The sequence below is a fragment of the Donghicola sp. XS_ASV15 genome (assembly GCF_041224595.1).
Lineage (GTDB): Bacteria > Pseudomonadota > Alphaproteobacteria > Rhodobacterales > Rhodobacteraceae > Donghicola.
In genome coordinates this window covers 79,927-104,926 of record NZ_JBGFGN010000126.1, presented here as the reverse complement: position 1 = coordinate 104,926, position 25,000 = coordinate 79,927, and the positions used below count along the sequence as shown (strand labels likewise).

The 25,000-nt window shown below is 60.0% G+C and carries 27 protein-coding genes; 19 read left to right on the top strand and 8 right to left on the bottom strand.

Going from position 1 to position 25,000, the window contains the following annotated elements; genetic code table 11:
• Window positions 1-184: 184 nt before the first annotated feature.
• From AB9K37_RS07800 to purF, 12 genes are all read left to right on the top strand, one after another.
• On the top strand, window positions 185-1,144 hold the full coding sequence (locus AB9K37_RS07800) for a phosphoadenosine phosphosulfate reductase (protein WP_369836809.1): 960 nt from the start codon (window positions 185-187) through the stop codon (window positions 1,142-1,144).
• Window positions 1,145-1,194: 50 nt separating this feature from the next.
• On the top strand, window positions 1,195-2,235 hold the full coding sequence (pyrC, locus tag AB9K37_RS07795; RefSeq protein ID WP_369836806.1) for a dihydroorotase: 1,041 nt from the start codon (window positions 1,195-1,197) through the stop codon (window positions 2,233-2,235).
• A gap of 90 nt (window positions 2,236-2,325) precedes the next feature.
• Window positions 2,326-3,003 carry an orotate phosphoribosyltransferase gene (locus tag AB9K37_RS07790; protein WP_072706867.1) on the top strand — a complete coding sequence of 226 codons (678 nt, stop codon included), beginning with the start codon at window positions 2,326-2,328 and terminating at the stop codon, window positions 3,001-3,003.
• Window positions 3,004-3,235: 232 nt separating this feature from the next.
• Window positions 3,236-4,717: a replicative DNA helicase gene (locus AB9K37_RS07785; RefSeq protein WP_369836802.1), complete on the top strand. Its 1,482-nt coding sequence runs from the start codon at window positions 3,236-3,238 to the stop codon at window positions 4,715-4,717.
• Between the two features lie 78 nt (window positions 4,718-4,795).
• Window positions 4,796-5,836, top strand: a complete 1,041-nt coding sequence (gene alr / locus AB9K37_RS07780; RefSeq protein ID WP_369836799.1) for an alanine racemase — start codon at window positions 4,796-4,798, stop codon at window positions 5,834-5,836.
• On the top strand, window positions 5,833-6,609 hold the full coding sequence (locus tag AB9K37_RS07775) for an MlaE family ABC transporter permease (RefSeq protein ID WP_369836796.1): 777 nt from the start codon (window positions 5,833-5,835) through the stop codon (window positions 6,607-6,609). The genes alr and AB9K37_RS07775 overlap by 4 nt, the downstream gene beginning before the upstream one ends.
• Window positions 6,606-7,352 (top strand): ABC transporter ATP-binding protein, encoded by a 747-nt coding sequence (locus tag AB9K37_RS07770; RefSeq protein ID WP_293709006.1) that lies wholly within the window; start codon window positions 6,606-6,608, stop codon window positions 7,350-7,352. Before AB9K37_RS07775 ends, AB9K37_RS07770 begins: the two co-directional genes overlap by 4 nt.
• Before the next feature lie 19 nt (window positions 7,353-7,371).
• On the top strand, window positions 7,372-7,758 hold the full coding sequence (locus tag AB9K37_RS07765; RefSeq protein ID WP_369836793.1) for a hypothetical protein: 387 nt from the start codon (window positions 7,372-7,374) through the stop codon (window positions 7,756-7,758).
• A complete protein-coding gene (locus tag AB9K37_RS07760) occupies window positions 7,740-8,210 on the top strand; it encodes a paraquat-inducible protein A (RefSeq protein WP_369836790.1) in 471 nt (156 codons plus the stop codon). The genes AB9K37_RS07765 and AB9K37_RS07760 overlap by 19 nt, the downstream gene beginning before the upstream one ends.
• Window positions 8,211-8,223: 13 nt before the next feature.
• Window positions 8,224-9,591, top strand: a complete 1,368-nt coding sequence (gene radA, locus AB9K37_RS07755; protein WP_303961067.1) for a DNA repair protein RadA — start codon at window positions 8,224-8,226, stop codon at window positions 9,589-9,591.
• Between the two features lie 23 nt (window positions 9,592-9,614).
• Complete coding sequence (locus AB9K37_RS07750) at window positions 9,615-10,181, top strand: CvpA family protein (protein WP_369836787.1); 567 nt, start codon at window positions 9,615-9,617, stop codon at window positions 10,179-10,181.
• A 120-nt stretch (window positions 10,182-10,301) separates the two neighbouring features.
• Window positions 10,302-11,759: an amidophosphoribosyltransferase gene (gene purF, locus AB9K37_RS07745; protein WP_369836834.1), complete on the top strand. Its 1,458-nt coding sequence runs from the start codon at window positions 10,302-10,304 to the stop codon at window positions 11,757-11,759.
• A 63-nt stretch (window positions 11,760-11,822) separates the two neighbouring features.
• On the opposite strand, the gene AB9K37_RS07740 is transcribed toward purF, so the two are convergent.
• Together AB9K37_RS07740 and AB9K37_RS07735 are read right to left on the bottom strand one after the other, a co-directional pair.
• Complete coding sequence (locus AB9K37_RS07740; protein ID WP_369836784.1) at window positions 11,823-12,437, bottom strand: glutathione S-transferase family protein; 615 nt, start codon at window positions 12,435-12,437, stop codon at window positions 11,823-11,825.
• A 15-nt stretch (window positions 12,438-12,452) separates the two neighbouring features.
• Window positions 12,453-12,596, bottom strand: coding sequence for a hypothetical protein (locus AB9K37_RS07735; protein WP_369836781.1), 144 nt, complete (start codon window positions 12,594-12,596; stop codon window positions 12,453-12,455).
• Here AB9K37_RS07735 and AB9K37_RS07730 point away from each other — a divergent pair.
• The 4 genes from AB9K37_RS07730 (at window position 12,595) to AB9K37_RS07715 (ending at window position 16,035) form a co-directional block, all read left to right on the top strand.
• Complete coding sequence (locus AB9K37_RS07730) at window positions 12,595-13,251, top strand: SDR family NAD(P)-dependent oxidoreductase (RefSeq protein ID WP_369836778.1); 657 nt, start codon at window positions 12,595-12,597, stop codon at window positions 13,249-13,251. The genes AB9K37_RS07735 and AB9K37_RS07730 overlap by 2 nt on opposite strands.
• A 66-nt stretch (window positions 13,252-13,317) precedes the next feature.
• Window positions 13,318-14,109, top strand: a complete 792-nt coding sequence (gene surE, locus AB9K37_RS07725) for a 5'/3'-nucleotidase SurE (RefSeq protein WP_369836775.1) — start codon at window positions 13,318-13,320, stop codon at window positions 14,107-14,109.
• 2 nt (window positions 14,110-14,111) lie between these two features.
• The gene (locus AB9K37_RS07720; RefSeq protein WP_369836772.1) at window positions 14,112-14,753 is read left to right on the top strand and encodes a protein-L-isoaspartate(D-aspartate) O-methyltransferase; all 642 of its coding nucleotides are present in this window, start codon (window positions 14,112-14,114) and stop codon (window positions 14,751-14,753) included.
• Between the two features lie 73 nt (window positions 14,754-14,826).
• Window positions 14,827-16,035, top strand: a complete 1,209-nt coding sequence (locus tag AB9K37_RS07715; RefSeq protein WP_369836769.1) for a peptidoglycan DD-metalloendopeptidase family protein — start codon at window positions 14,827-14,829, stop codon at window positions 16,033-16,035.
• 74 nt (window positions 16,036-16,109) lie between these two features.
• Here AB9K37_RS07715 and AB9K37_RS07710 read toward each other — a convergent pair whose 3' ends face one another.
• The 6 genes from AB9K37_RS07710 to AB9K37_RS07685 all read right to left on the bottom strand — a co-directional run bounded on the left by AB9K37_RS07710 (window position 16,110) and on the right by AB9K37_RS07685 (window position 20,742).
• Window positions 16,110-16,949, bottom strand: a complete 840-nt coding sequence (locus AB9K37_RS07710) for an ATP-binding protein (protein WP_369836766.1) — start codon at window positions 16,947-16,949, stop codon at window positions 16,110-16,112.
• Window positions 16,946-17,863: a twin-arginine translocase subunit TatC gene (tatC, locus tag AB9K37_RS07705; RefSeq protein ID WP_369836763.1), complete on the bottom strand. Its 918-nt coding sequence runs from the start codon at window positions 17,861-17,863 to the stop codon at window positions 16,946-16,948. The genes AB9K37_RS07710 and tatC overlap by 4 nt, the downstream gene beginning before the upstream one ends.
• A gap of 12 nt (window positions 17,864-17,875) precedes the next feature.
• Window positions 17,876-18,337 carry a Sec-independent protein translocase protein TatB gene (gene tatB, locus AB9K37_RS07700; protein ID WP_369836760.1) on the bottom strand — a complete coding sequence of 154 codons (462 nt, stop codon included), beginning with the start codon at window positions 18,335-18,337 and terminating at the stop codon, window positions 17,876-17,878.
• Between the two features lie 6 nt (window positions 18,338-18,343).
• Window positions 18,344-18,556 (bottom strand): twin-arginine translocase TatA/TatE family subunit, encoded by a 213-nt coding sequence (locus AB9K37_RS07695; RefSeq protein WP_369836757.1) that lies wholly within the window; start codon window positions 18,554-18,556, stop codon window positions 18,344-18,346.
• A 182-nt stretch (window positions 18,557-18,738) separates the two neighbouring features.
• Window positions 18,739-19,830, bottom strand: a complete 1,092-nt coding sequence (locus AB9K37_RS07690; protein WP_369836754.1) for an ABC transporter ATP-binding protein — start codon at window positions 19,828-19,830, stop codon at window positions 18,739-18,741.
• Between the two features lie 132 nt (window positions 19,831-19,962).
• Window positions 19,963-20,742: an SDR family oxidoreductase gene (locus AB9K37_RS07685; protein ID WP_369836752.1), complete on the bottom strand. Its 780-nt coding sequence runs from the start codon at window positions 20,740-20,742 to the stop codon at window positions 19,963-19,965.
• Between the two features lie 149 nt (window positions 20,743-20,891).
• On the opposite strand from AB9K37_RS07685, the gene AB9K37_RS07680 reads away from it, so the two are divergent.
• The 3 genes from AB9K37_RS07680 (at window position 20,892) to AB9K37_RS07670 (ending at window position 24,951) form a co-directional block, all read left to right on the top strand.
• On the top strand, window positions 20,892-21,911 hold the full coding sequence (locus AB9K37_RS07680) for a Hint domain-containing protein (protein WP_369836749.1): 1,020 nt from the start codon (window positions 20,892-20,894) through the stop codon (window positions 21,909-21,911).
• Between the two features lie 52 nt (window positions 21,912-21,963).
• A complete protein-coding gene (locus AB9K37_RS07675) occupies window positions 21,964-23,571 on the top strand; it encodes a peptide chain release factor 3 (RefSeq protein ID WP_369836831.1) in 1,608 nt (535 codons plus the stop codon).
• A gap of 231 nt (window positions 23,572-23,802) precedes the next feature.
• Window positions 23,803-24,951, top strand: coding sequence for a GAK system CofD-like protein (locus AB9K37_RS07670; protein WP_369836746.1), 1,149 nt, complete (start codon window positions 23,803-23,805; stop codon window positions 24,949-24,951).
• The last annotated feature ends 49 nt before the right edge of the window (window positions 24,952-25,000 follow it).

Sequence of the window (25,000 nt, the reverse complement as noted above, 5' to 3'; positions counted from 1 at the left end):
TGCATACTTACGCCAAAGTGGGTGTACGCACCCCCTTAAAGCGATATAGACATGTCTTATCGAGAGGTTAAACCACACTTTATTTGTAAGCTTGTCTTTGATTTAACCTTCGATTTTCGCAATTCTGCCCCAATTGGGAATTAGTGCCGTTACAAAAGAGCAGAAACCGGCCCAGGAGAGCGCAATGCAAGACACAGCCAGTGCATTTGACGATTCAATGCTCGACTTGTCAGATGACGAGTGGCTGGCAAGGCTGGTCGAGATCGGAGAGGAACACGGGTACTTCCAACCATTGGGAGACCGGCACGTTTCTGTGTTCATCGACAAAAAGCCCCAGCTTCTGGTCACTTTCGAAACACTGAACAGTGCGCAAACCTCGACAGATCTTGGGCAGCCGATGGGATTTGACCTTGTGCGTGCTTTGGGCTGGTCCCACCTTGCGCTTATCAGCGACGGCGACACATGGTTCCGTGCTGACCCTGTCTATGGTCTTTTTGACCGCCTCATCGACGACGGGTTCTTCGAAGAATTCGAGAACGTCGTCTTCTATGGCAAAGGAAGTTGCGGCTACGCAGCGGCGGCATTCTCGGTTGCCTGTCCGGGCGCGACCGTCATTGCCATTCAACCCCAAGCCACCCTAGAGCCCCGTCTGACCAACTGGGACGAACGCTTCCATCCGATCCGGATGACATCCTTTACGGATCGCTACGGCTTTGCGCCGGATATGCTCGAAGCGGCAGAGCGTGGATACGTCATCTACGATCCGTCTAATACCTTTGATGCGATGCACGCCGCCCTGTACCGGCGCCCCAATGTCACCCCTATTCGTATGCACCACATGGCAGATGATCTGGAAAGCCATCTGGTCGAGATGCAGATCCTTTACCGCATTCTCGCCAAAGCAATGTCCGGCAAACTCACGCCGCAAGCGATGTACCAATTGGTGCGGGCACGCCGCGAGTATTTGGTCTATTTGCGCGCCCTGGCGCTGGACTTGCGCCACCGCGAACGCCACGCCTACGAGGCATTGGTCCTGCGCAACATCACGCGCAGGATGCGCGCGCCGCGCCTGGCCCAACGCCTGCGCGAGCTAGAAGCCGAAGCAGAAAAGGGCAAGCTCCACATCCCCGGCCTCGTGGTCTGAACCCTGTATTTGGACTAGCGCAACAGCCCGACTTGGGCTAATCCGCGCCCATGACCCAGAGCATCACGATCCGTCGCCCCGACGACTGGCACCTGCACCTGCGCGATGGCGCTATGCTGCAGGGCATCGCACCCGAAAGCGCCCGCCACTTCGGTCGGGCGATCATCATGCCAAACCTCGTGCCCCCTGTGGTCACGGGCGCTCAGGCCGCTGCGTACCGCGAGCGGATCATGGCAGCGATCCCTGCGGGCGCGGATTTCAAACCCCTGATGACCTGCTACCTGACCGAGGACACCGACGCGGATGACCTGGCGCAGGCCCACGCGGATGGCATCATCTCCGCCGTCAAACTCTACCCCGCAGGCGCGACCACCAACTCGGCCAGCGGCGTGACCGACTTTGACAAGGTCCGACCCGTTCTGGAAAAGATGGCAGAGATCGGCCTCCCCCTCTGCGTCCACGGCGAAGTCACCGACCCCGCCATCGACATCTTTGACCGCGAAGCTGTGTTCATCGACCGCGTTCTGGACCCGATCCGCAAGGCCACCCCTGACCTGCGCGTGATCATGGAGCACATCACCACCAAGAACGGCGTCGACTACGTGCGTTCGGGCGGCGATAACCTTGGCGCGACGATCACCACGCACCACCTGATCATCAACCGCAACCACATCCTCGTGGGCGGGATCAAGCCGCACTACTACTGCCTGCCTGTCGCCAAACGCGAAGAGCACCGCATCGCCCTGCGCGAAGCCGCCACAAGCGGCGAGGCCAGCTTCTTCCTTGGCACAGATAGCGCCCCCCACGCGGACGCCGCCAAAGAATCCGCTTGCGGCTGCGCGGGCTGCTTCACGGCCACCAACACAATGTCCCTCCTCGCCCACGTCTTCGAAGAGGACGGCGCGCTGGACAAACTCGAAGCCTTCGCCTCGCTGAACGGTCCTGCCTTCTATGGCCTGACGCCCAACGATGCGACGCTCACCCTGACCAAACTGGACGCCCCCGTCGAGTTCGCGGACAAAATTGACACCGGCGCAGGCCCCGTCACCGTCTTCCAGCCCGGTTTCCCGGTCTTCTGGGCAGCCAGCTAACTCTTTCTTGGCCAAAATACCCTCGGGGGGAGGCGCGCCAGCGCCGGGGGGCAGACAGCCCCCCCTCCGCAGCCACAAGGACCCACACCGATGATCCCCACTTCCTACCCCACCCGCGAAGAGATCGCCCGCCTGACCGCCCGCATGCTGCTGGAGATCAAGGCCGTCCACTTCAACGCGCGCGAGCCCTTCACTCTGGCGTCCGGCCTGCCCTCGCCGACCTATATCGACTGCCGCAAGCTGATCAGTTTCCCCCGCATCCGCTCGACCCTGATGGACTTCCTGACCGTCACCGTCATGCGCAACGCAGGGTTCGAGGCATTCGACAACATCGCTGGCGGTGAAACCGCAGGCATCCCGTTCGCGGCTCTTGTCGCGGAACGCATGGCCCTGCCCATGACTTACGTGCGCAAAAAGCCCAAAGGCTACGGCCGCAACGCCCGCATCGAAGGCGCCATGACCGAAGGCGAACGCGTTCTGCTGGTCGAGGATCTGACCACCGACGGCGGCTCCAAGCTGTCCTTCGTGGATGCGATCCGCGAAACCGGCGCGACCTGCGGCCACACTGCGGTGATCTTCTACTACGGCATCTTCCCCGAGACAGAAAAAACCCTCGGCGATCACGGCGTGGACCTGCACTATCTCTGCACCTGGTGGGACGTTCTGGCCGAGGCCAAGGAAAGCGGCGCGTTTGACGAGGAAACTCTGACCGAGGTCGAAAAATTCCTGAACGCGCCCCGCGAATGGCAGGAAGCCAACAAGAAATGATTCCGCCGCGCTCCAAAAGCGCAGGGACAACATCGTAAATCAGACAGACCGGCGATCCCCCGCCGGTCTTTTCCGTTCCGGCACGCCGGACTGCCTACGCCTTGCCCCAAAAGGTCAGAAGCCCACCACATCTGGTAGGCAGCTATTCACAACTTCTCCACAGACTTATACAGTTTGCCTGACAGGTCCGGCTTCGGTTAACACGGGGCCTCACTATCATTCGAGGATCACGATGAACGAGATTGCAGCCATCAAAGCGCAAGTCGACGACTCAAACGGTCTGCCGCACTCGATCGAGGCAGAACAGCAGCTGCTTGGGGCGATCCTGACGAATAACGAGATTTACGATCGGGTTGCGACCCTGATCAAACCCCACCATTTTCACGACCCTGTGCACGCCCGCATCTTTGAAGTGGCCGCAGCGCGGATCGCGAAAAACACCCTCGCCTCGCCTGTGACGCTCAAGGCGTTCATGGAAAATGACGAAGGGCTAAAAGAACTGGGGGGCGCCGCCTATCTGGCCCGTCTAGCAGGCAGCGCTGTGGCCGCCTATGCGGCGCGCGACTATGCCCAGATGATCTATGACATGGCGATCCGCCGCGAGCTGATCCAACTTGGCGAAGAGATCAAGGGCAAGGCCTCCAAGGTCGAGGTCGAATCCGATCCTCGCGCACAGATCACCGATGCCGAGCAAAAGCTCTATAAACTCGGCGAACAGGGTAAATCGGAAACGGGCTTCCAGTCGTTCTTGCGCGCCGTGACCGAGGCTGTGAACACCGCCAACATCGCCTACCAGCGAGAAGGTCAGTTGGCCGGTATTTCAACGGGTCTGATGGACTTGGACGGCAAGATGGGCGGCTTGCACAAGTCTGACCTTATCATTCTAGCGGGTCGTCCCTCGATGGGGAAAACCTCGCTGGCTACTAACATCGCTTTCAACGTGGCCAAGGCGTTCCGGCGCGGCACGCGCCCCGACGGGACTGATGGCACTTTGGACGGCGGCGTCGTCGGCTTCTTCAGCCTCGAAATGAGCGCCGATCAGCTGGCGGGCCGTATTCTGGCCGAAGCCTCGGAAATCAGTTCGCACAAAATCCGTCAGGGTGACTTTACCGAAGAAGAGTTCCGCCGGTTCGTCGAGGCCGCAAAAAGCCTGGAATCCTGCCCCCTGTTCATCGACGACACCCCCGCTCTGCCCATTTCGCAGGTCGCCGCCCGTGCCCGCCGTCTAAAACGGACCCATGGTCTGGACGTGCTGATGGTCGACTATTTGCAGCTGCTCCGCGGATCGCAGTCGGAAAACCGCGTGAACGAAATCTCGGAAATCACGCAGGGCCTGAAGGCCATCGCCAAAGAACTCCAGATCCCCGTAATCGCTCTGTCCCAGCTGTCGCGTCAGGTGGAAAACCGCGAAGACAAACGCCCGCAGCTGTCGGACCTTCGTGAATCGGGTTCGATCGAACAGGACGCCGACGTGGTGATGTTCGTGTTCCGCGAAGAATACTACAAAGAGCGTGAGAAACCCGGCGAACACGATCTAGAACGCTTGCAGGTGTGGCAAGAAGAGATGGAGCGCCTGCACGGCAAGGCCGAAGTCATTCTGGGCAAACAGCGTCACGGTCCGATTGGCACGGTCGAGCTGTCCTTCGAGTCGCAGTTCACCCGCTTTGGCAACCTTGTGAAGCCGTGGCAGCAGAGCCAGCAGGACAATTATTAAGCTGTCGCACACATCTTTGTGGATCAACCCATCTGCGATTTCACTTGACCCTATCATAGGGCATGGCATCTAGGCGCTATGGCACGCTCTGTACTCAAGATTGATCTCGACGCCCTCGCGGCGAACTGGCGCGACCTCGCTGCAGCTTCGGGCTCTGCCGAAGCTGGCGCGGTCGTCAAAGCTGATGGATACGGGCTGGGGGCCACACAGGTCGCCACCCGACTGGCGCGCGAAGGCGCCAAGCGTTTCTTCGTCGCTATCGCCGAAGAAGGCATTGAGGTGCGCAAGGCCGTTGGCACCGACGCAACCATCCATGTTTTCGGCGGACATATGGCAGGCGACGCGGCCGTTCTGCGCGACAACGGTCTGATCCCCATGCTGAATTCTGGCGAGCAGTGGCAGCGGCATCAGTCCGAGTGCCCTGACCTGCCTTTTGGCATTCAGCTGGACAGCGGCATGAACCGTCTAGGCCTAGAGCCTGAGGACTGGGCCGACATCCGCGACGCCGTGATGGCCAAGGGCCCCGAACTGGTGATGAGCCACCTTGCCTGCGCGGATGAACCTGATCACGCGATGAATGCACAGCAGCTGGAAGCTTTCCGCGATATGACCGCTGGCATCGACGCGCCCAAGTCTCTGTCTGCAACCGGCGGCATTTTAATGGGCCGCGATTTTCATTTCGACGTCACCCGCCCAGGTATCGGCATGTACGGCGGCGAGCCCTTTACCGGTGCGCGTCCTGTGGCCTACCTCAACATCCCCGTGATCCAAGCCCGCACCGTCGGCATTGGCGAAAGCGTGGGATACGGCAACACGTGGGTCGCCCACAAAGAAACCCGTGTCGCGACCATCGCTGCAGGTTACGCGGATGGCATCATCCGCGCGCAGTCTGGCAAAGGTCAGGTTTTCGTGGGCGAAACGCCCTGTGACATTCTGGGGCGCGTGTCGATGGACCTGATCGGCATCGATATCAGCGAATTGGACCACACCCCCGAAAGCGTCACCTTCCTTGGTTTGCGTCAGACTGTGGACACAGTTGCAACCTATGCGGGCACCATCGGGTATGAAATCCTGACCTCGCTCGGCGCGCGGTATCAGCGGGAATACCTCGGCGCATGATCCAATTTCTGGCATCCATCGGTCGCGCGGTCATGGCCGCGCTGGCCAAGGTCGGCTCGGTCGCGCTCTTTGCGCTGGAAACCATTAGCCACCTGTTCCGCCCGCCCTTCTATGGGCGCGAGTTCTGGCACGCGCTGATCCAGATCGGATGGCTGTCTTTGCCCGTCGTTGGCCTGACCGCATTCTTTACCGGCGGCGCGCTGGCGCTGCAGATCTTTGCAGGTGGATCGCGCTATGGCGCCGAAGCGGTCGTGCCCTCAATCGTGGCGATCGGCATGGTGCGCGAACTTGGCCCCGTTTTGGGCGGCCTGATGGTTGCGGCACGTGTGGCCAGTTCGATCGCCGCCGAGATTGGCACCATGAAGGTTACCGAACAGATTGACGCGCTTGTCACCCTGTCCACCCACCCGATGAAGTACTTGACCCTGCCCCGCGTTCTGGCGGCCACTCTGGCCGTACCGGTGCTGGTGGCTGTTGGTGACTCGGTCGGCATCATGGGCGGCTATCTGGTCGGCGTCGGACGTCTGGACTTCAACGCGGCGACCTACCTGAAAAACACCGTCGATTTCCTAGAGCCTTGGGACATCACCAGCGGCCTGTTCAAAGGCGCAGCCTTTGGCTTTATCGTTGCGACCATGGGCTGCTATCACGGCATGCAATCAGGCCGCGGTGCCCAAGGCGTTGGCGCGGCCACAAAATCTGCTGTGGTCTCGGCCTCGGTGTTGATTTTCGCGGCCAACTACATTCTCACTGAACTGTTCTTTGCCGCATGATCGAGCTTCGCGATATCCACAAGACCTTCGGGGCCAACCACGTTCTGCGCGGGGTTGATTTGACCGTGACCAAGGGCAGCTCTTTGGTGATCATTGGCGGGTCCGGCACGGGGAAATCCGTGACGCTCAAGTGCATTCTGGGTCTGATCAAACCCGATCAGGGCCAGATTTTTGTGGACGGGCAGAATGTCGAGGACGCGAGCCGCGACGCCTTCCTTGCTCGTTTCGGGATGTTGTTTCAAGGCGCTGCCCTGTTCGACAGTATCCCTGTCTGGCAAAACGTGGCCTTTCGCCTGATGCGGGGAGCATTGAAACGCCCCAAAGACGAAGCCCGCGAAGTTGCGATTGAAAAGCTGCGGCGCGTGGGCCTGAAGCCCGAAGTCGCGGACAAGTTCCCCGCTGAACTTTCTGGCGGCATGCAAAAACGTGTTGGCTTGGCCCGTGCGATTGCCGCAGATCCCGAAATCATTTTCTTTGACGAACCCACCACTGGCCTCGACCCGATTATGTCGGGTGTTATCAATGACCTGATCCGTGAAATTGTGACGGAGATGGGGGCCACCGCGTTAACGATCACCCATGACATGACCAGTGTGCGGGCCATTGCCGATAACGTGGCGATGCTGCACGATGGCGTTGTGAAATGGACCGGACCCGTTAACGATATGGACACGTCTGGCGATCCATATGTGGACCAGTTTATTCACGGCCGTGCCGAAGGGCCTATTGCCGCGGTGCGCTAACTACCGAGGAGGGCGCATATTGCTAGAGCCCAGTTATCCAGTTCTGATTTTCTTTGCCCTGCGAAATGGTCTGTACCTCGCTGGTCTTTTACCCATCGCTCTGGCCAAGGCGATCGTTTGCCGCAGCCCCGCCCGTTTTTGGGCCATTGGTGCGCTGATCCTCTGCCTCATTAGTGCGGTCGCGTATTATGTCGTCCCCGCGCTCGGGCTCTACACCGCACCGATTGCGGTCTGGGCCTCTTCGATCAAAACCTACGGCGGCGGTGTCATGGTGCCCTTGTCCGCGTCGGTGATGATGCTGGCCTGCGCCACATCCCACGGGTCGCGCTGGCCTTGGTTCGATTACCTACACGGGATTGGCTTCGTCGTCTGGCTGGTGCTGTGGGGATGGACCACTTGGTTCTGATCCGGCGGTGGGCCAATCTGGCCTGCCTGTTCCTGTACCCCGTGGCGTGGTGGGCTCCGCTGGCCCGCGCGGGGGTCCTGCCGCTCTTTGGTCTATCAGAAATCTCAGTGCTGTCCGGCATTGCCAGCCTCTGGTCAACAGACATTGTCCTAGCCGTTGTCGTCGCGCTGTTTGCAATGGTCGCACCGATGGCCAAGTCTATTGCAATCGCTCTGGCCGATTTTGGCATCGTTCGCGGTGCCCCACGCTGGGTTACTTTGCTGGGGCGCCTCGCCATGGCCGATGTCTTCCTGATCGCCCTATACATTACTCTGGCCAAAGGCATCGGGATCGGCCGGCTTGAGACCGGGTGGGGCCTCTATCTCTTTACAACGCTTGTGATAATCCAGTTCATTCTAACGCTCACCAAATCGGAACATAAAAAGAACACTTGCGCTTTGCCCCCTGAATAGGCACATCTGCACTATGGCAAAGAAAGCGATTTTCAAATGCTCCGAATGCGGGGCGTCCTACACAAAATGGTCGGGCCGCTGCGATGGCTGCGGTGCATGGAACTCCATCGAAGAAGAGGTGCCCCTGTCCACTGCGGGCCCCGCTAAGAAAACCCTTGGCGCGATGAAGGGACGAAGCATCCCCCTAACCGACCTGGGCACGACCGAAGCCCCCCCGCCCCGCACCATGAGCGGGATGAGCGAATTGGACCGCGTACTCGGTGGCGGACTGGTGGATGCCTCGGCGATTCTGGTGGGCGGCGATCCGGGCATCGGGAAATCGACCCTGCTGCTCCAAGGGGCCGCGCGTTTTGCCGAAGCAGGACTGAAGGTCGTGTATATCTCGGGCGAGGAAGCCAGCGCTCAGGTTCGTATGCGCGCTCAACGCTTGGGCCTGTCCCACGCGCCGGTCCTGCTCGGGGCAGAAACCAACCTGCGGGATATCCTGACCACTCTGGAAACCGAAAAGCCCGATCTGGCCATCATCGACTCGATCCAGACCATGTGGGCCGATCATGTTGAGAGCGCACCAGGAAGCGTGAGTCAGGTTCGGGCGGCCGCGCATGAATTAACCACCTTCGCAAAACAACGCGGCATGGCGGTGATTCTGGTGGGCCACGTGACCAAAGAAGGTCAGATCGCAGGCCCCCGCGTCGTGGAACACATGGTCGACACCGTTCTTTATTTCGAGGGCGAGCGCGGTCATCAATTCCGCATCCTGCGCAGCGTAAAAAACCGCTTTGGTCCCGCGGACGAAATCGGTGTGTTCGAGATGACCGGCGGCGGTCTGTCCGAAGTGTCCAATCCCTCTGCCCTGTTTCTGTCCGAACGCGGGGAACCGACGCCCGGTTCTGTTGTGTTCTCTGGGATCGAAGGGACGCGTCCTGTTCTGGTCGAAATGCAGGCGCTGGTCGCCCCCAGTCCGCACTCCCAACCGCGCCGCGCAGTGGTCGGATGGGATTCGGCCCGCCTCGCCATGATCCTCGCCGTTCTGGAGGCGCGATGCGGCATCGCCTTTGCAGGACTGGATGTTTACCTGAATGTTGCGGGCGGGATGAAGATTTCTGAACCAGCCGCAGATTTGGCCGTTGCAGCAGCGCTTTTGTCTGCCAGAGAAGACGCGGCCCTGCCCAAAGACACTGTGGTATTCGGGGAAATCAGTCTCTCTGGCGCCATACGTCCCGTAGGTCAGACGGAAAACAGGTTGAAAGAAGCCCAAAAACTTGGTTTTTCAACCGCAATCGTCCCTAATGCGAAAAAGGACGGGGACACAGCCGGCATGCAAACCCGCACCTTTGCGGATTTGACCGGATTTGTTGGTGACATTTTCGGCGCTGGATAACGCGCCCAAGGCGGGGAATACGCATGGAAGGTTTCACGATAATTGACGCAGTCGTCGCGGGCGTGGTGGTCCTATCGGCGCTGCTGGCATTCTCTCGTGGGATCGTCCGCGAAGCGTTGGCCATCGCGGGCTGGATCGCGGCCGCGGTTCTAGCGTTCATCTTTGCTCCTGCGGTCGAACCATTAGTCACCGAAATCCCTGTTGTCGGCGACTTCTTGTCGGACAGCTGCGAGCTCTCGATCATCACGGCCTTTGCTTGCGTCTTCGCGCTGGCTTTGGTCGTCGTGTCCCTATTCACCCCCCTCTTTTCCAGCCTCGTGCAGGAAAGTGCCCTTGGCGGTGTTGATCAGGCGCTTGGCTTTGTGTTCGGCGTTGTGCGCGGCATCCTTCTCGTGGGGATCGCATTCTTCCTCTATAACACGGTCATGACCACCCAAACCGTCGAGGTGGTAAACAATTCGCGTTCGGCCGTTGTCTTCAGCAAGATGACTGGCCAAATCGAAGAGCAGAACCCCGAACAGGCGCTTGGCTGGATCACCCAGCAGTACGAAGGTCTGGTTGGTCGCTGTGGCGCCCCCGCGGGTAACTGAACACGAAATGATAAACTTCTATTCACGAATGTAATCCTTTCGTGACACTTCTGCGCACGGCCCTTATATGGGGCCGTGCTAGGCCATTCTTGGATTCGGAGACCCCTCTTGACCGCCCAGATGCCCCCCGCCCATCCGTTCGATGATGACAAACTGCGCGAAGAGTGCGGTGTTTTCGGTGTTGTTGGTGTAAAAGATGCAGCAAACTTTGTTGCTCTTGGCCTTCATGCGCTGCAGCACCGTGGTCAGGAAGCAGGCGGTATTGTCAGCCACGATCCGGAACAGGGTTTCAATTCGGCACGCCGCTTTGGCTATGTCCGTGACAACTTTACAAAACAGAGCCTCATGGAGACGCTCCCCGGTCCGCTCGCGATCGGCCACGTGCGCTACTCTACCGCTGGCTCCAAAGGCAACACCGCGATCCGCGACGTGCAGCCGTTCTTTGGTGAATTCTCGATGGGTGGCGCTGCCATTGCCCACAACGGGAACATCACCAACGCAAACGCCCTGCGCCGCGAACTGATCGAGCGTGGGTCGATCTTCCAGTCCAGCTCGGATTCGGAATGCATCATCCACTTGATGGCCCGTTCGCTGCAACAGAACGTGCCCGAGCGGATGAAAGACGCTCTGCGCCGAGTCGAGGGCGCGTTCAGCGTCGTCGCCATGACCCGCACCAAACTGATCGGTGTTCGTGATCCCTTGGGCGTGCGCCCGCTGGTGATTGGCCGCATTGGTGATGATGGCTACGCGCTGTCCTCGGAAACCTGTGCGCTGGACATCATCGGTGCAGAGTTCGTCCGCGAAGTCGAACCCGGCGAGATGGTGGTGATCGAGCATGGTCACCTGAAGTCGCACCGCCCCTTCGAAGCCGCGAAATCGCGCTTCTGCGTGTTCGAGCAGGTATACTTCTCGCGCCCCGACTCGATCCTTGGGGGCCGCTCGGTTTATGAGACCCGCCGCCAGATCGGTGTGGAACTGGCGCGCGAAGCGGCCGTTGATGCAGATCTGGTCTGTCCCGTTCCGGACAGCGGCACCCCCGCTGCAATCGGGTTCAGCCACGAATCTGGCATTCCCTACGGCATGGGCATCATCCGCAACCAGTACATGGGCCGGACGTTCATTGAGCCGACAGAGCAAATCCGGAACATGGGTGTGCGCCTGAAGCTGAACGTGAACCGTGCCCTGATCAAAGGCAAACGCGTCATCCTCGTGGACGACTCGGTTGTACGCGGCACCACCAGCCGCAAGATCAAGGACATGCTGCTGGACGCAGGCGCGGCCGAAGTGCACTTCCGCATCGCGTCGCCGCCCACCGCGTGGCCCTGCTTCTACGGTGTGGACACCCCCGACCGAGAGAAGCTGCTGGCGGCCCGCATGAGCGAAGAGGAAATGGGCGACTACCTCGGTGTCGACAGCCTCAAGTTCATCTCTCTGGATGGTCTGTACCGCGCTGCAGGCGAACCCGATGGCCGCAACAACAGCTGCCCGCAGTTCTGTGACGCGTGCTTCTCGGGCGAATACCCTGTGCGCCCGCGCGACATGATCGAAAAAGGCTTCGAGCTGAAGGCCGCTGAATAAGTCCTTTTGATCGCAAGACAATCCGCCCTTGGCCTTCCGGCCGAGGGCTTTTTTGTTTGAACATTAGGCCGGAAAGAAATCCGCGGGCGCGCGCATCGCGGGCAGTGCCAGCATCTGGTCCATCCACTCTTGCATCTTTTCGGTCGGCTCTTGGCCCGCCTCGCGCACCCACTGCACATAACCCCAGACCTGCACATCACCAAAACCCGGCGCATCCCCGTGCAGAAACGGCGCATCCCCCAGCAGCACATCGAAATTCGCCGCATCGACCGCAAAGCGCCCTTCGAGCCATTTGATCACCGCAGGGTCCCAGCCCACGAACTGATCCACGTGGGCCTGCTTCAGTTGGGGCAAGCACATCCCGATACGGTTCGCCTCCCACATCAGGATGCTGCGACCGCGCGCCGTGCCTTCGGCGCTTTCTCCGCCCAAAACACCAAAACGTTCCGCGATCTGCATCAGGATCGCGCCTGACTGGAAGTACGGCGTGCCGTCAATGACCAGCACCGGCACCTCGCCCAAGGGGCTGACCGCCAGAAAATCGGCGGGCCGCGTGGCGCGTTCGGCCCAAATATCCACAAATACAGTCCGGTGGGGAATGTCCGCCAGCGACAGGGCCAAGGCGACTTTGCAGGCGTGGCCGGAATCAGGATGGCCGTAGAGAACAATTTCAGTCATTGGGAATTTCCGCAGTTAATCTGTGGCGTTCAGTTCCGCGCAGGCCAGCGCTTGTGTCAACCAAAGAGCGCGGTTCGCCGCTCTTTTCGCCGCAGGGCCGACAATTTGCAGCAATGCCATCTTGATCCCGCCGCCAAAGCCTGAAATCTGATCGCCCATGGAACAGACCAACGCACCCAAGATCGCCCTTGTGACCGGCGCCTCGCGCGGCCTCGGGGCCGCCCTGTCCGAGCTCCTCTCGGCCGAGTACCACATTGTTGCCGTGGCCCGCACCACCGGCGCGCTCGAAGAGCTGGATGACCGCATTCAGGCTCGGGGCGGCAGCGCCACGCTGGCCCCGATGGACATCACCAACCGCGACGCGATGGCCCAACTGTGCCGCAGCATCTATGACCGCTGGGGCAAGATCGACCTATGGGCACACACTGCGGTGCACGCGACCGCGCTGACCCCCGCTGACCACATCATGGCCAAGGATTGGGACAAGTCGATGGCGGTCAACGCCACCGCAACCGGTGTGCTGATCCCTTACATCTCGCCGCTTCTGGGTGACAAAGGCACGGCTGTGTTCTTTGACGACCCCAAGGCGGGCGAGAAGCTGTACGGTGCCTATGGCGCGACCAAAGCCGCGCAGATCGCCCTTGCCCGCAGCTGGCAAAAAGAGACTGAACGTCTTGGCCCGCGTGTCGTAATCACCCAGCCCGATCCGATGCCAACTGCCACCCGTGCGCGTTTCCACCCGGGCGAGGATCGCGAAGCGCTGAATGCGCCAATGGATGTTGCCAAAAAACTGTTGGATCAGCTTTTCGCCTGACCCACCGCTGGACCTGCCCCTTTGCCTGAACTATTCACAAATTAAGAAACAGTTCAGGGGCAGGTCATGCGCATTCTCATTACCAACGACGACGGCATCAACGCGCCCGGTTTGGTCGTGCTTGAAGAGATTGCCGCCACACTCGCCGGAGCTGATGACGAGGTCTGGGTCGTTGCCCCCGCATTTGAACAGTCGGGTGTATCCCACTGCATCAGCTACACCCATCCCACGATGATCGCACAGATGGGCCACCGCCGGTTCGCGGCAGAGGGCAGCCCAGCCGATTGCGTGCTGGCCGGTGTGCACCATGTTCTGAAAGATACGCCTCCGGATCTGATCCTGTCTGGCGTTAACCGTGGTAACAACTCGGCCGAGAACGCGCTGTATTCTGGCACCCTTGGCGGCGCGCTCGAAGGCGCCCTTCAGGGCATACCGTCTTTTGCCCTGTCCCAGTACCTCGGTCCAGAAAACTACGACATCGAAGACCCGTTCGAGGCATCGCGCACCCACGGCGCCGCGACCATCCAGAAAATTCTGGACGCCAGTCTGCCCGATGGCCCCACCTACCGTACGTTCTACAACGTCAACTTCCCGCCCGTGCCGGCAGCAGGCGTCAAAGGCGTGCGCGCGGCCCCCCAAGGTGTGCGCCTTGGCACCAGCTTCGCGGTCGAGCCGCACAAGTCGCCCTCTGGCCGGATGTTTCTGTGGGCCCGTGGCGGCGACCAGCGCGCTATGACCCAAGAGGGCTGCGATGCGGATGTGAACCTGAACGGCTACATCTCGGTCACCCCCATGCGCGCGGATTTCACCGCCCATGACATGATGGGCGCGCTCGGCGACGCTCTGAATCAGGGATGATGATGGACGAATTAGCTCAGCAGAAGATGCAGTTCATGTTCGCCCTGCGCTCGCATGGCGTGACGGATATGCGCGTGCTGTCCGCGATGGAGGCCGTCGACCGCTCTTACTTTGTCAAAGGCATCTTCTCGTCTCGCGTCTACGAAGACACCCCCTTGCCCATCGCCTGCGGCCAGACAATTTCCCAGCCCTCCGTCGTCGCAATGATGACCCAAGCGCTAAAGCTGTCCCCGCGCGACAAGGTTCTGGAGATCGGAACAGGCTCTGGCTATCAGGCAGCGATCCTGTCGCAGCTGGTGCGCCGCGTCTATACCATCGACCGCCATGCGCGGCTGGTGAAAGATGCGCAAAACCTCTTTAGCCGACTTGATCTAAACAACATCACGGCTCTGAACGGCGATGGCAGCTTTGGGCTTCCCGAGCAGGCCCCTTTTGATCGGATCATTGTGACCGCAGCGGCCGAAGATGCCCCCGGTCCGCTCTTGGCGCAACTCAAGGTCGGCGGTATTATGGTGTTGCCCGTGGGGCAATCGGATGCGGTCCAGAGCCTGATCCGCGTGACCAAGGCCGAAGACGGCCTGCACTACGATGAATTGCGCCCTGTGCGCTTTGTGCCTCTCGTCGAGGGGCTTGGAAAAGACTAGGCTATTTTTTAGTACCCAAGGGCCCTGCTATTTGGCCGCAGACCACAAGAGCCCGCACGAGAGGATGATCGAGATGACCCGCTTCACCCAAACGCGCTTTCCCAGAGCGTTGACCGCCGTTCTCGGCGTCGGACTGCTGTCTGCCTGTGATCCGAACAGTCTGGATCTGGATATGCGCAGCGTCGGCAAGGGGTTTGATACCTCGTCCGCCGTCACCAGCGGTACCCTAAGACGCCCCACGCCCGACTCGCGCGGCGTGATTTCCTATCCCAGCTACCAAGTTGCCTTGGCCCGCAACGGCGAGACCGTGCAACAAGTGGCAGATCGACTAGGCCTGAATGCGCAGGAGCTTGCCTCGTATAACGGTCTGACCGTGGGCGACAACTTGCAGCGCGACGAACTGCTTGCGCTGCCACGCAAGATCGACGCCACCGTCAGCGCACCCTCAGGCATCGAGACCACATCGCTTGGTGCGCCTTCATCGGTAGACATCACAACGCTTGCTGGAAATGCTATCGACAGCAGCCCGAACGCCATCTCGCCGCCAGCAAACGCAGCCCCTGCCCCCGCACCAGTGATGCCTGCAGGGCAAACGCCTGTTCGCCACAAAGTCGTGCGCGGCGAAACCGCCTTTATCATCGCGCGCCAGTATGGCGTGTCGGTCCGGAGCCTTGGCGAATGGAACGGTCTGGACAGCAATTTCACCGTCCGCGAAGGTCAGGTTCTGTTGATCCCCGTCTCCGAACAATCCGCTGCGGCCCGCACAACGTCCACCACAGCCGTTGCCTCGAAACCCCAATCGCCTGGCAATGGCTCGCCGACTCCGACCCCGCCGTCGGCCACCACGCCATTGCCCAAAGAGCAGACCAAGCCCGCCGCTGAACCGGTTGAGGCCCCAGCAGCACCCAAAGTCGAGCAGACGGCCAAAACCGGTGGCCGTCTGGGCTGGCCGGTTCAGGGCAACATCGTGCGTGACTACAAAAAGGGCAGCAACGAGGGTATCGACATCGCCTCGTCCGCAGGCACATCAGTCAAGGCTGCCGAATCCGGCACCGTCGCTGCGATCACCGCAGACGCGAACCAAGTACCGATCCTTGTGGTTAAGCACGCCAACAACCTGCTGACCGTCTACGCCTATATCGATGACCTGCAGGTCAAAAAAGGTGACACAGTCAGCCGTGGCCAGACCATCGCCAAGGTCCGTGCAGGCAGCCCTGCGATCCTGCACTTCGAGGTCCGCGATGGCTTCGAGAGCGTCGATCCGACAGATTACCTGAACTGATCTGGCATCACCCAGAGATGCAAAAGGCCCCTTCACTACGAAGGGGCCTTTTTGTTTGAGAGCTGAGGTAACGGTCAGAGCGAAACGCCGTGCCGTCCTGCCAGATCGGTAAAGAACTGCCACGCCACGCGGCCAGAACGGGCCCCTCGTGTTGCTGTCCATTCAATCGCCTCGGCGCGCACGGTCTCTTCGTCTACGGTCATGTCATGGGCCGCCACGTAGCCAAAGATCATCGACATGTACTCGTCCTGCGAACAGGGATGGAAGCCTAGCCACAGGCCGAAACGGTCCGACAGTGAGACCTTTTCTTCGACCGCTTCGGCGGGGTTTATCGCGCTAGAGCGTTCATTCTCGATCATGTCCCGCGGCATCAGGTGACGGCGGTTCGAGGTCGCGTAGAAAATCACATTGTCCGGACGCCCTGCGATACCGCCATCCAGAACGGCCTTGAGCGATTTGTAGTGCTGGTCGTCGTGGCTGAAGCTGAGGTCATCGCAGAACAGAATAAACCGATGCTGTGGCGCGTCGCGCAGCAGGTCCATCAGACGCGCTACGGTGGGCAAGTCCTCGCGGGCGAGTTCGACCACTTTCAGTGGCAAGCCTTCGTCCAGCAGCTTGGCGTGCACAGCCTTGACCAGACTGGATTTACCCATGCCCCGCGCGCCCCAAAGCAGCGCGTTGTTCGCAGGATAGCCCTTGGCGAACTGGCGGGTGTTCGCCAGCAACGTGTCGCGGCTGCGGTTAATGCCGACCAGCAGGTCGAAATCCACGCGGGACACTTTGTTCACGGGGGTCAAACGCTCTGGCGCAGTCTGCCACAAGAAGGCATCGGCACTGTCAAAGTCCGGAGCGGCCAGCGGCGCCGGAGCCATCCGCTCCAGCGCCGCTGCTATACGTTCCAAAGGATCGGTCACTTGCGGTCCTCTTCGTCCTCGTCGAATTCTTTCATCAGAGGATCATTGGTGTGCAGGGGATCTTCGGCCAGATCCTCTTCTTCTTCGTCGTCATAGTAGCCTTCGGCCCGCAGACGCGCTTCGCGCTTCTTCTCAACACGGGCAACAAGGAAGATCGAGATTTCGTACAGACCGTAGACCACGACAAACAGGATCACCTGCGTGATAATATCCGGCGGCGTCACCACAGCGGCGAGGATCAGGATCGCCACCACCGCGTATTTCCGCACCGCACCAAGGCCCTCTGCGCTGACAATGCCGGCCTTCCCAAGCAAGGTCAGCAAGACAGGCAGCTGGAAACACAGACCAAACGCCACGATGAACTTGATGGTCAGGCTCAGGTATTCCTGCGCAGAGCCCATAAAGGCGATCGCGCTGTGCTGGGTCTGCTGCACTTCGCCATCTGTCACGAGACTGCCATCCTGTTGGAAGCCAAGGAAGAAGTCGAATGCCAAGGGCGTTACGACGAAATAGGCAAAGGACGCACCCAGAAAAAACATAAAGGGCGACGCCACCAAGAACGGCAGAAACGCGCCCTTCTCGGATTTATACAGGCCGGGCGCAACAAAGCGCCACAGCTGGTAGCTGATCATCGGGAAGGACAGCACCAAACCGCCCAAGAGCGAGATCGACACAGCCACAAAGAAACCCTCTTGCAGCTTGATCAGGACAAGGCCGCAATCCTCCTGCCCGCGCGCCGCGAGCGCCGAGCACAGAGGTTCGGTCAGGAAGTTGAAGATCGGGTTCCACACGGTGAAACAGATCACCATGCCAACCACAAAGGCGAGCATGGCGCGGATCAGTCGGGTACGAAGCTCAGCCAGATGCTCGATCAGCGGGGCCGAGGAATCTTCGATCTCGTCGGTTTTGGTCATGTACGGGGTCCGTTATTCCCTGTCGCCGCTGGTGCTGGCCGGTGCTGGTGCAGGGCTGGCAGGCGCGTCGGCGCTGGCGGCATCTGCTGCGGCCTTGGCTTCGGCGTCCTGACGGGTCTGCGCTTTGCGGGCAGTTGCGTCATGGATCTTGCGTGCGGCGTCCGCCCGCTTTTCGTCCATGCCCCGCGCCTCGGCGTCAGGGTTCCAGTCGGTGAAGCTCTTGGCCGCATCTTTGACGCTGTCGAGGCCCATGTCCTTGTAGGACGCGGCATTCTTGAAGCTGTTGGCAGCATCTTTGACGCCAGCGTCGTCGGCAGCCTGTTCCATCGCCCGAGAGAATTCGCGAGCCATGCCTTTGGCCTTGCCCACGAACCGTCCAACGTTGCGGAACAGAACAGGCAAGTCCTTGGGACCGACGACGATCAGCGCCACGATTCCGATCAGCAGCAACTCGCTCCAGCCAAGGTCAAGCATGTGGGCTTACGCCTTGTCTTTTTCTTCGGCGGGGGTCACGTCGCGCGCTTCGTCGCTTTTGTCATCCAGCTCTTCAGAGCCGTCTTTGACGCCCTTTTTGAAGGCGGTGATGCCCTTGCCAACTTCGCCCATCAGCGAGCTGATCTTGCCGCGTCCAAACAGGACCAGCACAACAACAGCGATCAGAAGAAGACCGGGCAGCCCGATGTTATTCAGCATGTATTCTCTCCCTTGCAGGGGCCCGATCCATTATTTCGCCGAGCCTCGCACAAACATCGAAATAATATGTATGGAGTCTGTCGCAGGGTTAAAAGCGCGAAACGGTCCAAAAGGTCGGTTTTTTTGCATTTGTTTCGCCAGCCCCTTGATACGGGCAACTTTTTGCTGGCACGCGACTGTCTTTAGGTGGTTGCCGGGTAGACGAAACACCGGTCACGGCGCAGCATAAGCCACAGGGGTTTGCCCGGCTTAGGCAGGAACACACCCGGCACAGTGGCCCGCATGATCGACCCGTCGAAATCCATTCGAAATTCTACCAAACTTTCTTTGCCCATAAATCTGGCACGCTCGACCACACCGCGCGCTGGCGTGCCATCTACAGGGGTCGGATTCGGCCCGCGTCCCCCGCGATCTAGGTCAATCCGGATGTGCTGAGGGCGGATCACAATGTCCACCTCTGCGCCATCAGGCACACCGGGCGCAAGGAACTGGCCAAAGGGCGTCTCGGTCAGGGCTCCGTTCACAACGCCTCGGATTACGTTGATATCACTAAAAAAAGAGACCGCCCGCTTGTCGATCGGATTGTTGTAGATGTTATAGGGCGCGCCCTGTTGAACGATCACCCCATCGCGCATCAACGCGATCTCGTCCGCCATGCGCATCGCCTCTTCGGGCTCGTGGGTCACGAGCAAGACGGCGGTATCCTCGTCCTTGAGAACGGCCAAGGTTTCATCACGAATATCATCGCGCAGACGGTTATCGAGGCCCGAGAATGGCTCGTCCATCAGCATGATCTTCGGGCGCGGTGCCAAGGCGCGGGCCAAGGCCACGCGCTGCTGTTCCCCGCCCGACAGTTCGTGCGGATAAGAGTCGTAGTAGCGGTCCATCGCGACCTTGCTCAGCAGTTCTTCAACACGACCACGCTTTTCGTCTTTGCTGCCCTTCAGCCCGAAAGCAACGTTTTCGGCCACGCTCAGATGCGGGAACAACGCGAAGTCCTGAAACATCAAACCGATCGAGCGGCGTTCTGGCGGCACGCGAAAGACCGTGTCACAGATCAGGTTTCCATCCACGTAGATTTCGCCGCTGTCCTGCATCTCGACGCCCGCGATCATGCGCAGGGTCGTCGATTTGCCACACCCCGACGGGCCAAGCAAACAGGTGACCTGACCTGGCAGGACCGTCAAAGAGACCCCTTTCACGACCTGCTTTCCGTCAAAGCTGCGGATCAGGTTACGGATTTCAAGGCGGGGTGTCGGAGCGGGGTGATGCAAAGGGAACCTCGTACGTTTCCGACAATTTCTGTCGGGTCATCTGCTGATAGCAAGCCGCCCCCTACCCTGCAAGCAATCCAGCAGGTTAGACCGCACCACGGGGGTGCGGCCAATCAGAGCAGGTTGCGCCGTTTACATCGTGACGTTTGTCGCGCCGCCATCCAGCAGAACGTTCTGCCCCACCATGAATTTTGCGTACTGAGAACACATAAAGGCGCATGTGGCGCCGAAATCTCGGGCATCTCCGTAGGTGCCAGTAGGAATACCGCCCAAGCGACGCGCCTTGGCCTCGTCGGCGGTGATACCCTCTGCTTTGGCCGTGTTGCTGTCGAGCGAGGTCATGCGGTCCGTCGCATGGATGCCCGGCAGCAGGTTGTTCATGATCACACCGCTCGGTGCGACCTGACGCGAGGTGCCTGCCACATAACCGGTCAGACCCGCGCGAGCCGAATTCGACAGACCCAAAACTGCGATCGGCGATTTCACCGAAACGCTGGTGATGTTGACCACACGGCCCCAGCCGCGCTCTTCCATACCCGGGACGAGCGCTTTGATCAGCGCGATCGGTGCCAGCATGTTGGCATCCAGCGCCGCGATGAAGTCTTCGCGATCCCAGTCCTTCCAGCTGCCTGGGGGCGGTCCACCCGCATTGTTCACCAGAATGTCGACCTGTCCGGCCACTTCCAACAGTTGTGCGCGGCCCTCTTCGGTCGTGACATCCGCTGCGACGGTCTCGACACTCACGCCATAGGTTTCGCGAATCTGTGCGGCAGTGGCCTCTAGGGCCTCTGCACCGCGAGCGTTCAGGACCAGATTGACCCCCGCCTCAGCCAGCGCTTCGGCGCACCCGCGCCCCAGACCTTTGCTGGATGCACAGACCAGAGCACGTTTCCCTGCGATACCTAAATCCATTATTCTCTCCCCTTGAGCTTATTTGAGCGGACATCTCGTCGTTATTTAAGGGAACTTCAGGGGTTCGCCCTGTTCCATCATAAAGCTGACCTAGATTCGCCCTCATTCCTTGAATAAGTAATCAGAAGCGAGACAAAGGAAACCGTCCTATGGGCAATTCGTCCCGAGTTATGTCACTGCCTCCTCAGAGTTTGCCCGTTTACCGGAGCGAACAGTTCATCGTGGTTTCTGGGGCGAACATCGGTGACACGCTTTCTTTTGCCGAAGATCTAACTCTCGATGACGTATACTGCCTTGAAAAAGGGGTAGCAGAGCGCCTGTCGATCCTTCCCGAAACCCGCAACAGAGCGCGGATTGCGCCGGATACCGAGGTCGGACTGGCGGGAAACCTGACCGTGCTAGACAGCTCGATCACCCTGATGTCTCCGCGCGGCGACACCACCGAAGCACTGATTCTCGTCGAACTGGACGAGGAGATGAATGTCCAAGAAGTCTACCTGCTCCCATTGGCGCGGCTGGTTCCGGGCGATGATTACGCGCTGGTGGGCATCAACACCGACGATGCGGCGCAGAAACTGGCACAAGTGGCCTGTGTGGCGTTTTCACGCGGCACCCATATCACTCTGGCATCGGGCAAGCAGGCCCGCATCGAGACCCTGCAAGTGGGCGACCGCGTCCTGACCCGTGACGCTGGCATTCAGCAGATTCGCTGGATTGGCCAGAGCACCGTGCGCGCTGCCGGAGCTTTTGCACCAATTGTCATCACCGAAGGCACATTGAACAACGAACACGACTTGGTTGTCAGCCCAGAGCACCGGCTCTTTATCTATCAGCGTCAGGACCATCTTGGCGCGGGCCGCTCGGAAGTGCTCATCAAAGCGCGCCACTTGATCAACGGCGACACGATCTTTTGGCGCGAGGGAGGCTTTGTGGATTACTTCCAGCTGCTGTTCGACGAACATCAGATTATTTACGCAGAAGGCATCGCGGCAGAGACGCTGCTGCTGGACCTGAGGACCGAAGCCGCCCTGCCCGAAGACGTCATCCAAAGCGTGACCGAAAACGCGCTTGGCGATGCGGGCCTCACGACGCAATCTCTGGAAGTGCCCGAAAGCCTGCTGCAAGCGCCGGACATCCTGAAACGCATTCGCAGCGCCTCTTCGGGCTAGGGGCTGCAAGGCAGGCTTGCCGAAATCCAGCGGGCGCTGTATGCGCGAGGCCATGCTGGATACATCGACCAATCGCCCCGCCCTACCCCCTGAGATCGCCCGCCGCCGGACGTTTGCGATTATTTCGCACCCCGACGCCGGCAAGACGACTCTGACGGAAAAATTCCTGCTATACGGTGGTGCGATCCAGATGGCCGGTCAGGTCCGCGCCAAAGGCGAAGCGCGCCGCACGCGTTCGGACTTCATGAAGATGGAACAAGATCGCGGGATTTCGGTCAGCGCCTCGGCGATGTCGTTCGATTTCGAAAACTATCGCTTCAACCTGGTCGACACCCCCGGTCACTCGGACTTCTCCGAAGACACCTACCGCACCCTGACGGCGGTGGACGCGGCGATCATGGTGATCGACGGTGCGAAGGGCGTGGAAAGCCAGACCCAGAAGCTGTTCGAGGTCTGCCGTTTGCGCGACCTGCCCATCCTGACCTTCTGTAACAAGATGGACCGCGAGAGCCGTGACACCTTCGAGATCATCGACGAGATTCAGGAAAACCTCGCCATCGACGTGACGCCTGCCAGCTGGCCGATCGGCGTGGGCCGCGATTTCTTGGGTTGCTACGACATGATCAACGACCGGCTGGAACTGATGGACCGTGCCGACCGGAACAAGGTCGCCGAGTCGATCAAAATCCAGGGTCTGGACGATCCCAAACTGGGCGAACACATCCCCGCCGACATGCTGGACCAGCTGTGCGAAGAGGTCGAGATGGCCCGCGAACTGCTGCCTGCGCTCGACCCTCAGTCGGTGCTCGAAGGGCACATGACCCCGATCTGGTTCGGCTCTGCGATCAACAGCTTTGGCGTCAAGGAATTGATGGACGGGATTGCCAACTACGGCCCCGAGCCCCAACCCCAGAGCGCCGATCCCCGTCAGATCAGCCCCGATGAAACCAAGGTCGCCGGCTTTGTGTTCAAGGTGCAGGCGAATATGGACCCCAAGCACCGCGACCGCGTGGCGTTTGTGCGCTTGGCCTCGGGCCACTTCAAGCGTGGCATGAAGCTGACCCATGTGCGCACCAAGAAGCCCATGGCAATCTCGAACCCTGTGCTGTTCCTTGCCTCGGACCGCGAGCTGGCCGAAGAGGCTTGGGCTGGTGACATCATCGGCATCCCGAACCACGGCCAGCTGCGCATCGGCGACACTCTGACCGAGGGTGAGGCGATCCGCGCCACCGGTATCCCCAGCTTTGCGCCTGAACTGCTGCAAGGCGTCCGTGCGGGCGACCCGATGAAGGCCAAGCACCTAGAAAAGGCGCTGATGCAATTCGCCGAAGAAGGCGCGGCCAAGGTGTTCAAACCGAACATCGGCTCGGGCTTTATCGTTGGCGTTGTCGGCGCGCTGCAGTTCGAAGTTTTGGCCAGCCGGATCGAGCTGGAATACGGCCTGCCCGTGCGTTTTGAAGCGAGCCAGTTCACCAGCGCCCGTTGGGTGTCCGGTGCCAAGGCTGACGTGGACAAGTTCGTCAACACGAACAAGCAGCACATCGCGTTCGATCACGATGGCGACGTCGTGTACCTGACCCGCATGCAATGGGACATCGACCGCGTGGTCCGAGATCACCCTGAACTGAGCCTGACGGCAACCAAAGAAATGATGGTCTAAGTCACGAAAGCCCCGGGCACTGCGCCGGGGCTTTTGCTTTTTGCAGCGTCGACGGCATTTCCAAATCTATTTTTCGCAACACGCAGCCGGACGCGCGTCAGAAAACCTCCCGCCCTTTGGCTTTCTCGTTGCCCAACCCGAAACGGCTGGCTAGGGATAAAGGCAAACCCCATCGGAGTGCTGTGGAGTAGCAGGAAAATGCAGGGAATTTCTCTGACGCGAAGCGTTTCCATGCCGGATGAACTTCGCGTCTCACGCTGCCTGAGCGCGCCGCACAAAGGGCCACGACTGCTCTTTTTCAGCGGCGGCAGCGCGCTGAACAGCATCTCGCGCAGGCTGAAATCCTACACCCATAACTCCGCCCATCTGATCACGCCATTCGACAGCGGCGGCAGTTCCGAGGTGTTGCGCAACGCGTTTGGGATGCCCGCAGTCGGTGATCTGCGCAGCCGGATCATGGCGCTGGCCGAAGAAACCGATCTGGGACAGCCTGACATTGTGCGGCTTTTCTCCCACCGCTTTCCGTCGGACGCCGCACCGCAGGCGCTGGAACGCGAAGTCGAATTGGTACTATCGGGCGAGCATGACCTTGTCCGCGCCGTCCCGCAGCCCATGCGGATGCTCGTCATCTCTCACCTTCGGTCCTTTGCGCAGCGGGCACCGATCGATTTCGACTATGCCGGAGGCAGTGTCGGGAACCTCGTGATCGCGGGCGGCTATCTAGAGCATGAACGGCTTATGGAGCCCGCGCTGTTCATGATGTCCAAGATGATGGATGTTCTGGGCACCGTGCGATCTGTTATCGACGCCAATCTTCACATCGGTGCAGAGTATGACGATGGCCGCATGGTGATTGGTCAGAAACAGATCACCGGCAAAGAACTGGACGCGCCCAAAGCGCGGATCACGCGGCTCTTCCTGTCGGACGGAGATCGCGAGGTTCCAGCCAATGAGATCACGTTACCCAAGCGCAACCGACGATTGATCGGCAAGGCCGACTTGATCTGCTACCCGCCCGGAAGCCTGTTTTCGAGCGTCGGCGCGAACCTCTTGCCCGCGCGGACGGGCAAGGAAATTGCCGCGCGTCAGGTCCCGAAAATCTATGTCCCAAGTCTGGGGGCCGATCCGGAATGCTATGGAATGGATCTCGCTGATCAAGTTGGGGCGCTGCTTTCGATCCTAAGACAGGATGCTGGCAAGAGCGCGGCGGCAACAGACCTGATCACCCATGTGCTGTGTGACCTGTCGGTGCAGGAACAGCAGTGCGCCCATGTCACCGACACTTTCGGCATCCCGTGCGTTCGGCTGCCCTTGGCCGATGAAAGTGGCGCTCGCTACGATACAACCGCATTTTGCGAAATGCTGGTTTCTCTGGTCTAGCCTCTCTCAAAAAGCAATGCGGGCTTGCGCCAGAGACGCGCAAATCGCA

Coding starts and splice junctions, on each gene's coding strand:
- alr (WP_369836799.1), top strand. CDS start 4,796: ATGGCACGCTCTGTACTCAAGATTGATCTCGACGCCCTCGCGGCGAAC.
- AB9K37_RS07715 (WP_369836769.1), top strand. CDS start 14,827: ATGACCCGCTTCACCCAAACGCGCTTTCCCAGAGCGTTGACCGCCGTT.
- pyrC (WP_369836806.1), top strand. CDS start 1,195: ATGACCCAGAGCATCACGATCCGTCGCCCCGACGACTGGCACCTGCAC.
- AB9K37_RS07775 (WP_369836796.1), top strand. CDS start 5,833: ATGATCCAATTTCTGGCATCCATCGGTCGCGCGGTCATGGCCGCGCTG.
- AB9K37_RS07720 (WP_369836772.1), top strand. CDS start 14,112: ATGGACGAATTAGCTCAGCAGAAGATGCAGTTCATGTTCGCCCTGCGC.
- AB9K37_RS07685 (WP_369836752.1), bottom strand. CDS start 20,742: ATGGATTTAGGTATCGCAGGGAAACGTGCTCTGGTCTGTGCATCCAGC.
- AB9K37_RS07740 (WP_369836784.1), bottom strand. CDS start 12,437: ATGACTGAAATTGTTCTCTACGGCCATCCTGATTCCGGCCACGCCTGC.
- tatC (WP_369836763.1), bottom strand. CDS start 17,863: ATGACCAAAACCGACGAGATCGAAGATTCCTCGGCCCCGCTGATCGAG.
- AB9K37_RS07735 (WP_369836781.1), bottom strand. CDS start 12,596: ATGGGCGATCAGATTTCAGGCTTTGGCGGCGGGATCAAGATGGCATTG.
- purF (WP_369836834.1), top strand. CDS start 10,302: ATGCCCCCCGCCCATCCGTTCGATGATGACAAACTGCGCGAAGAGTGC.
- AB9K37_RS07790 (WP_072706867.1), top strand. CDS start 2,326: ATGATCCCCACTTCCTACCCCACCCGCGAAGAGATCGCCCGCCTGACC.
- AB9K37_RS07680 (WP_369836749.1), top strand. CDS start 20,892: ATGGGCAATTCGTCCCGAGTTATGTCACTGCCTCCTCAGAGTTTGCCC.
- AB9K37_RS07730 (WP_369836778.1), top strand. CDS start 12,595: ATGGAACAGACCAACGCACCCAAGATCGCCCTTGTGACCGGCGCCTCG.
- AB9K37_RS07785 (WP_369836802.1), top strand. CDS start 3,236: ATGAACGAGATTGCAGCCATCAAAGCGCAAGTCGACGACTCAAACGGT.
- tatB (WP_369836760.1), bottom strand. CDS start 18,337: ATGCTTGACCTTGGCTGGAGCGAGTTGCTGCTGATCGGAATCGTGGCG.
- AB9K37_RS07800 (WP_369836809.1), top strand. CDS start 185: ATGCAAGACACAGCCAGTGCATTTGACGATTCAATGCTCGACTTGTCA.
- AB9K37_RS07750 (WP_369836787.1), top strand. CDS start 9,615: ATGGAAGGTTTCACGATAATTGACGCAGTCGTCGCGGGCGTGGTGGTC.
- AB9K37_RS07675 (WP_369836831.1), top strand. CDS start 21,964: ATGCTGGATACATCGACCAATCGCCCCGCCCTACCCCCTGAGATCGCC.
- AB9K37_RS07695 (WP_369836757.1), bottom strand. CDS start 18,556: ATGCTGAATAACATCGGGCTGCCCGGTCTTCTTCTGATCGCTGTTGTT.
- radA (WP_303961067.1), top strand. CDS start 8,224: ATGGCAAAGAAAGCGATTTTCAAATGCTCCGAATGCGGGGCGTCCTAC.
- surE (WP_369836775.1), top strand. CDS start 13,318: ATGCGCATTCTCATTACCAACGACGACGGCATCAACGCGCCCGGTTTG.
- AB9K37_RS07770 (WP_293709006.1), top strand. CDS start 6,606: ATGATCGAGCTTCGCGATATCCACAAGACCTTCGGGGCCAACCACGTT.
- AB9K37_RS07760 (WP_369836790.1), top strand. CDS start 7,740: ATGGACCACTTGGTTCTGATCCGGCGGTGGGCCAATCTGGCCTGCCTG.
- AB9K37_RS07670 (WP_369836746.1), top strand. CDS start 23,803: ATGCCGGATGAACTTCGCGTCTCACGCTGCCTGAGCGCGCCGCACAAA.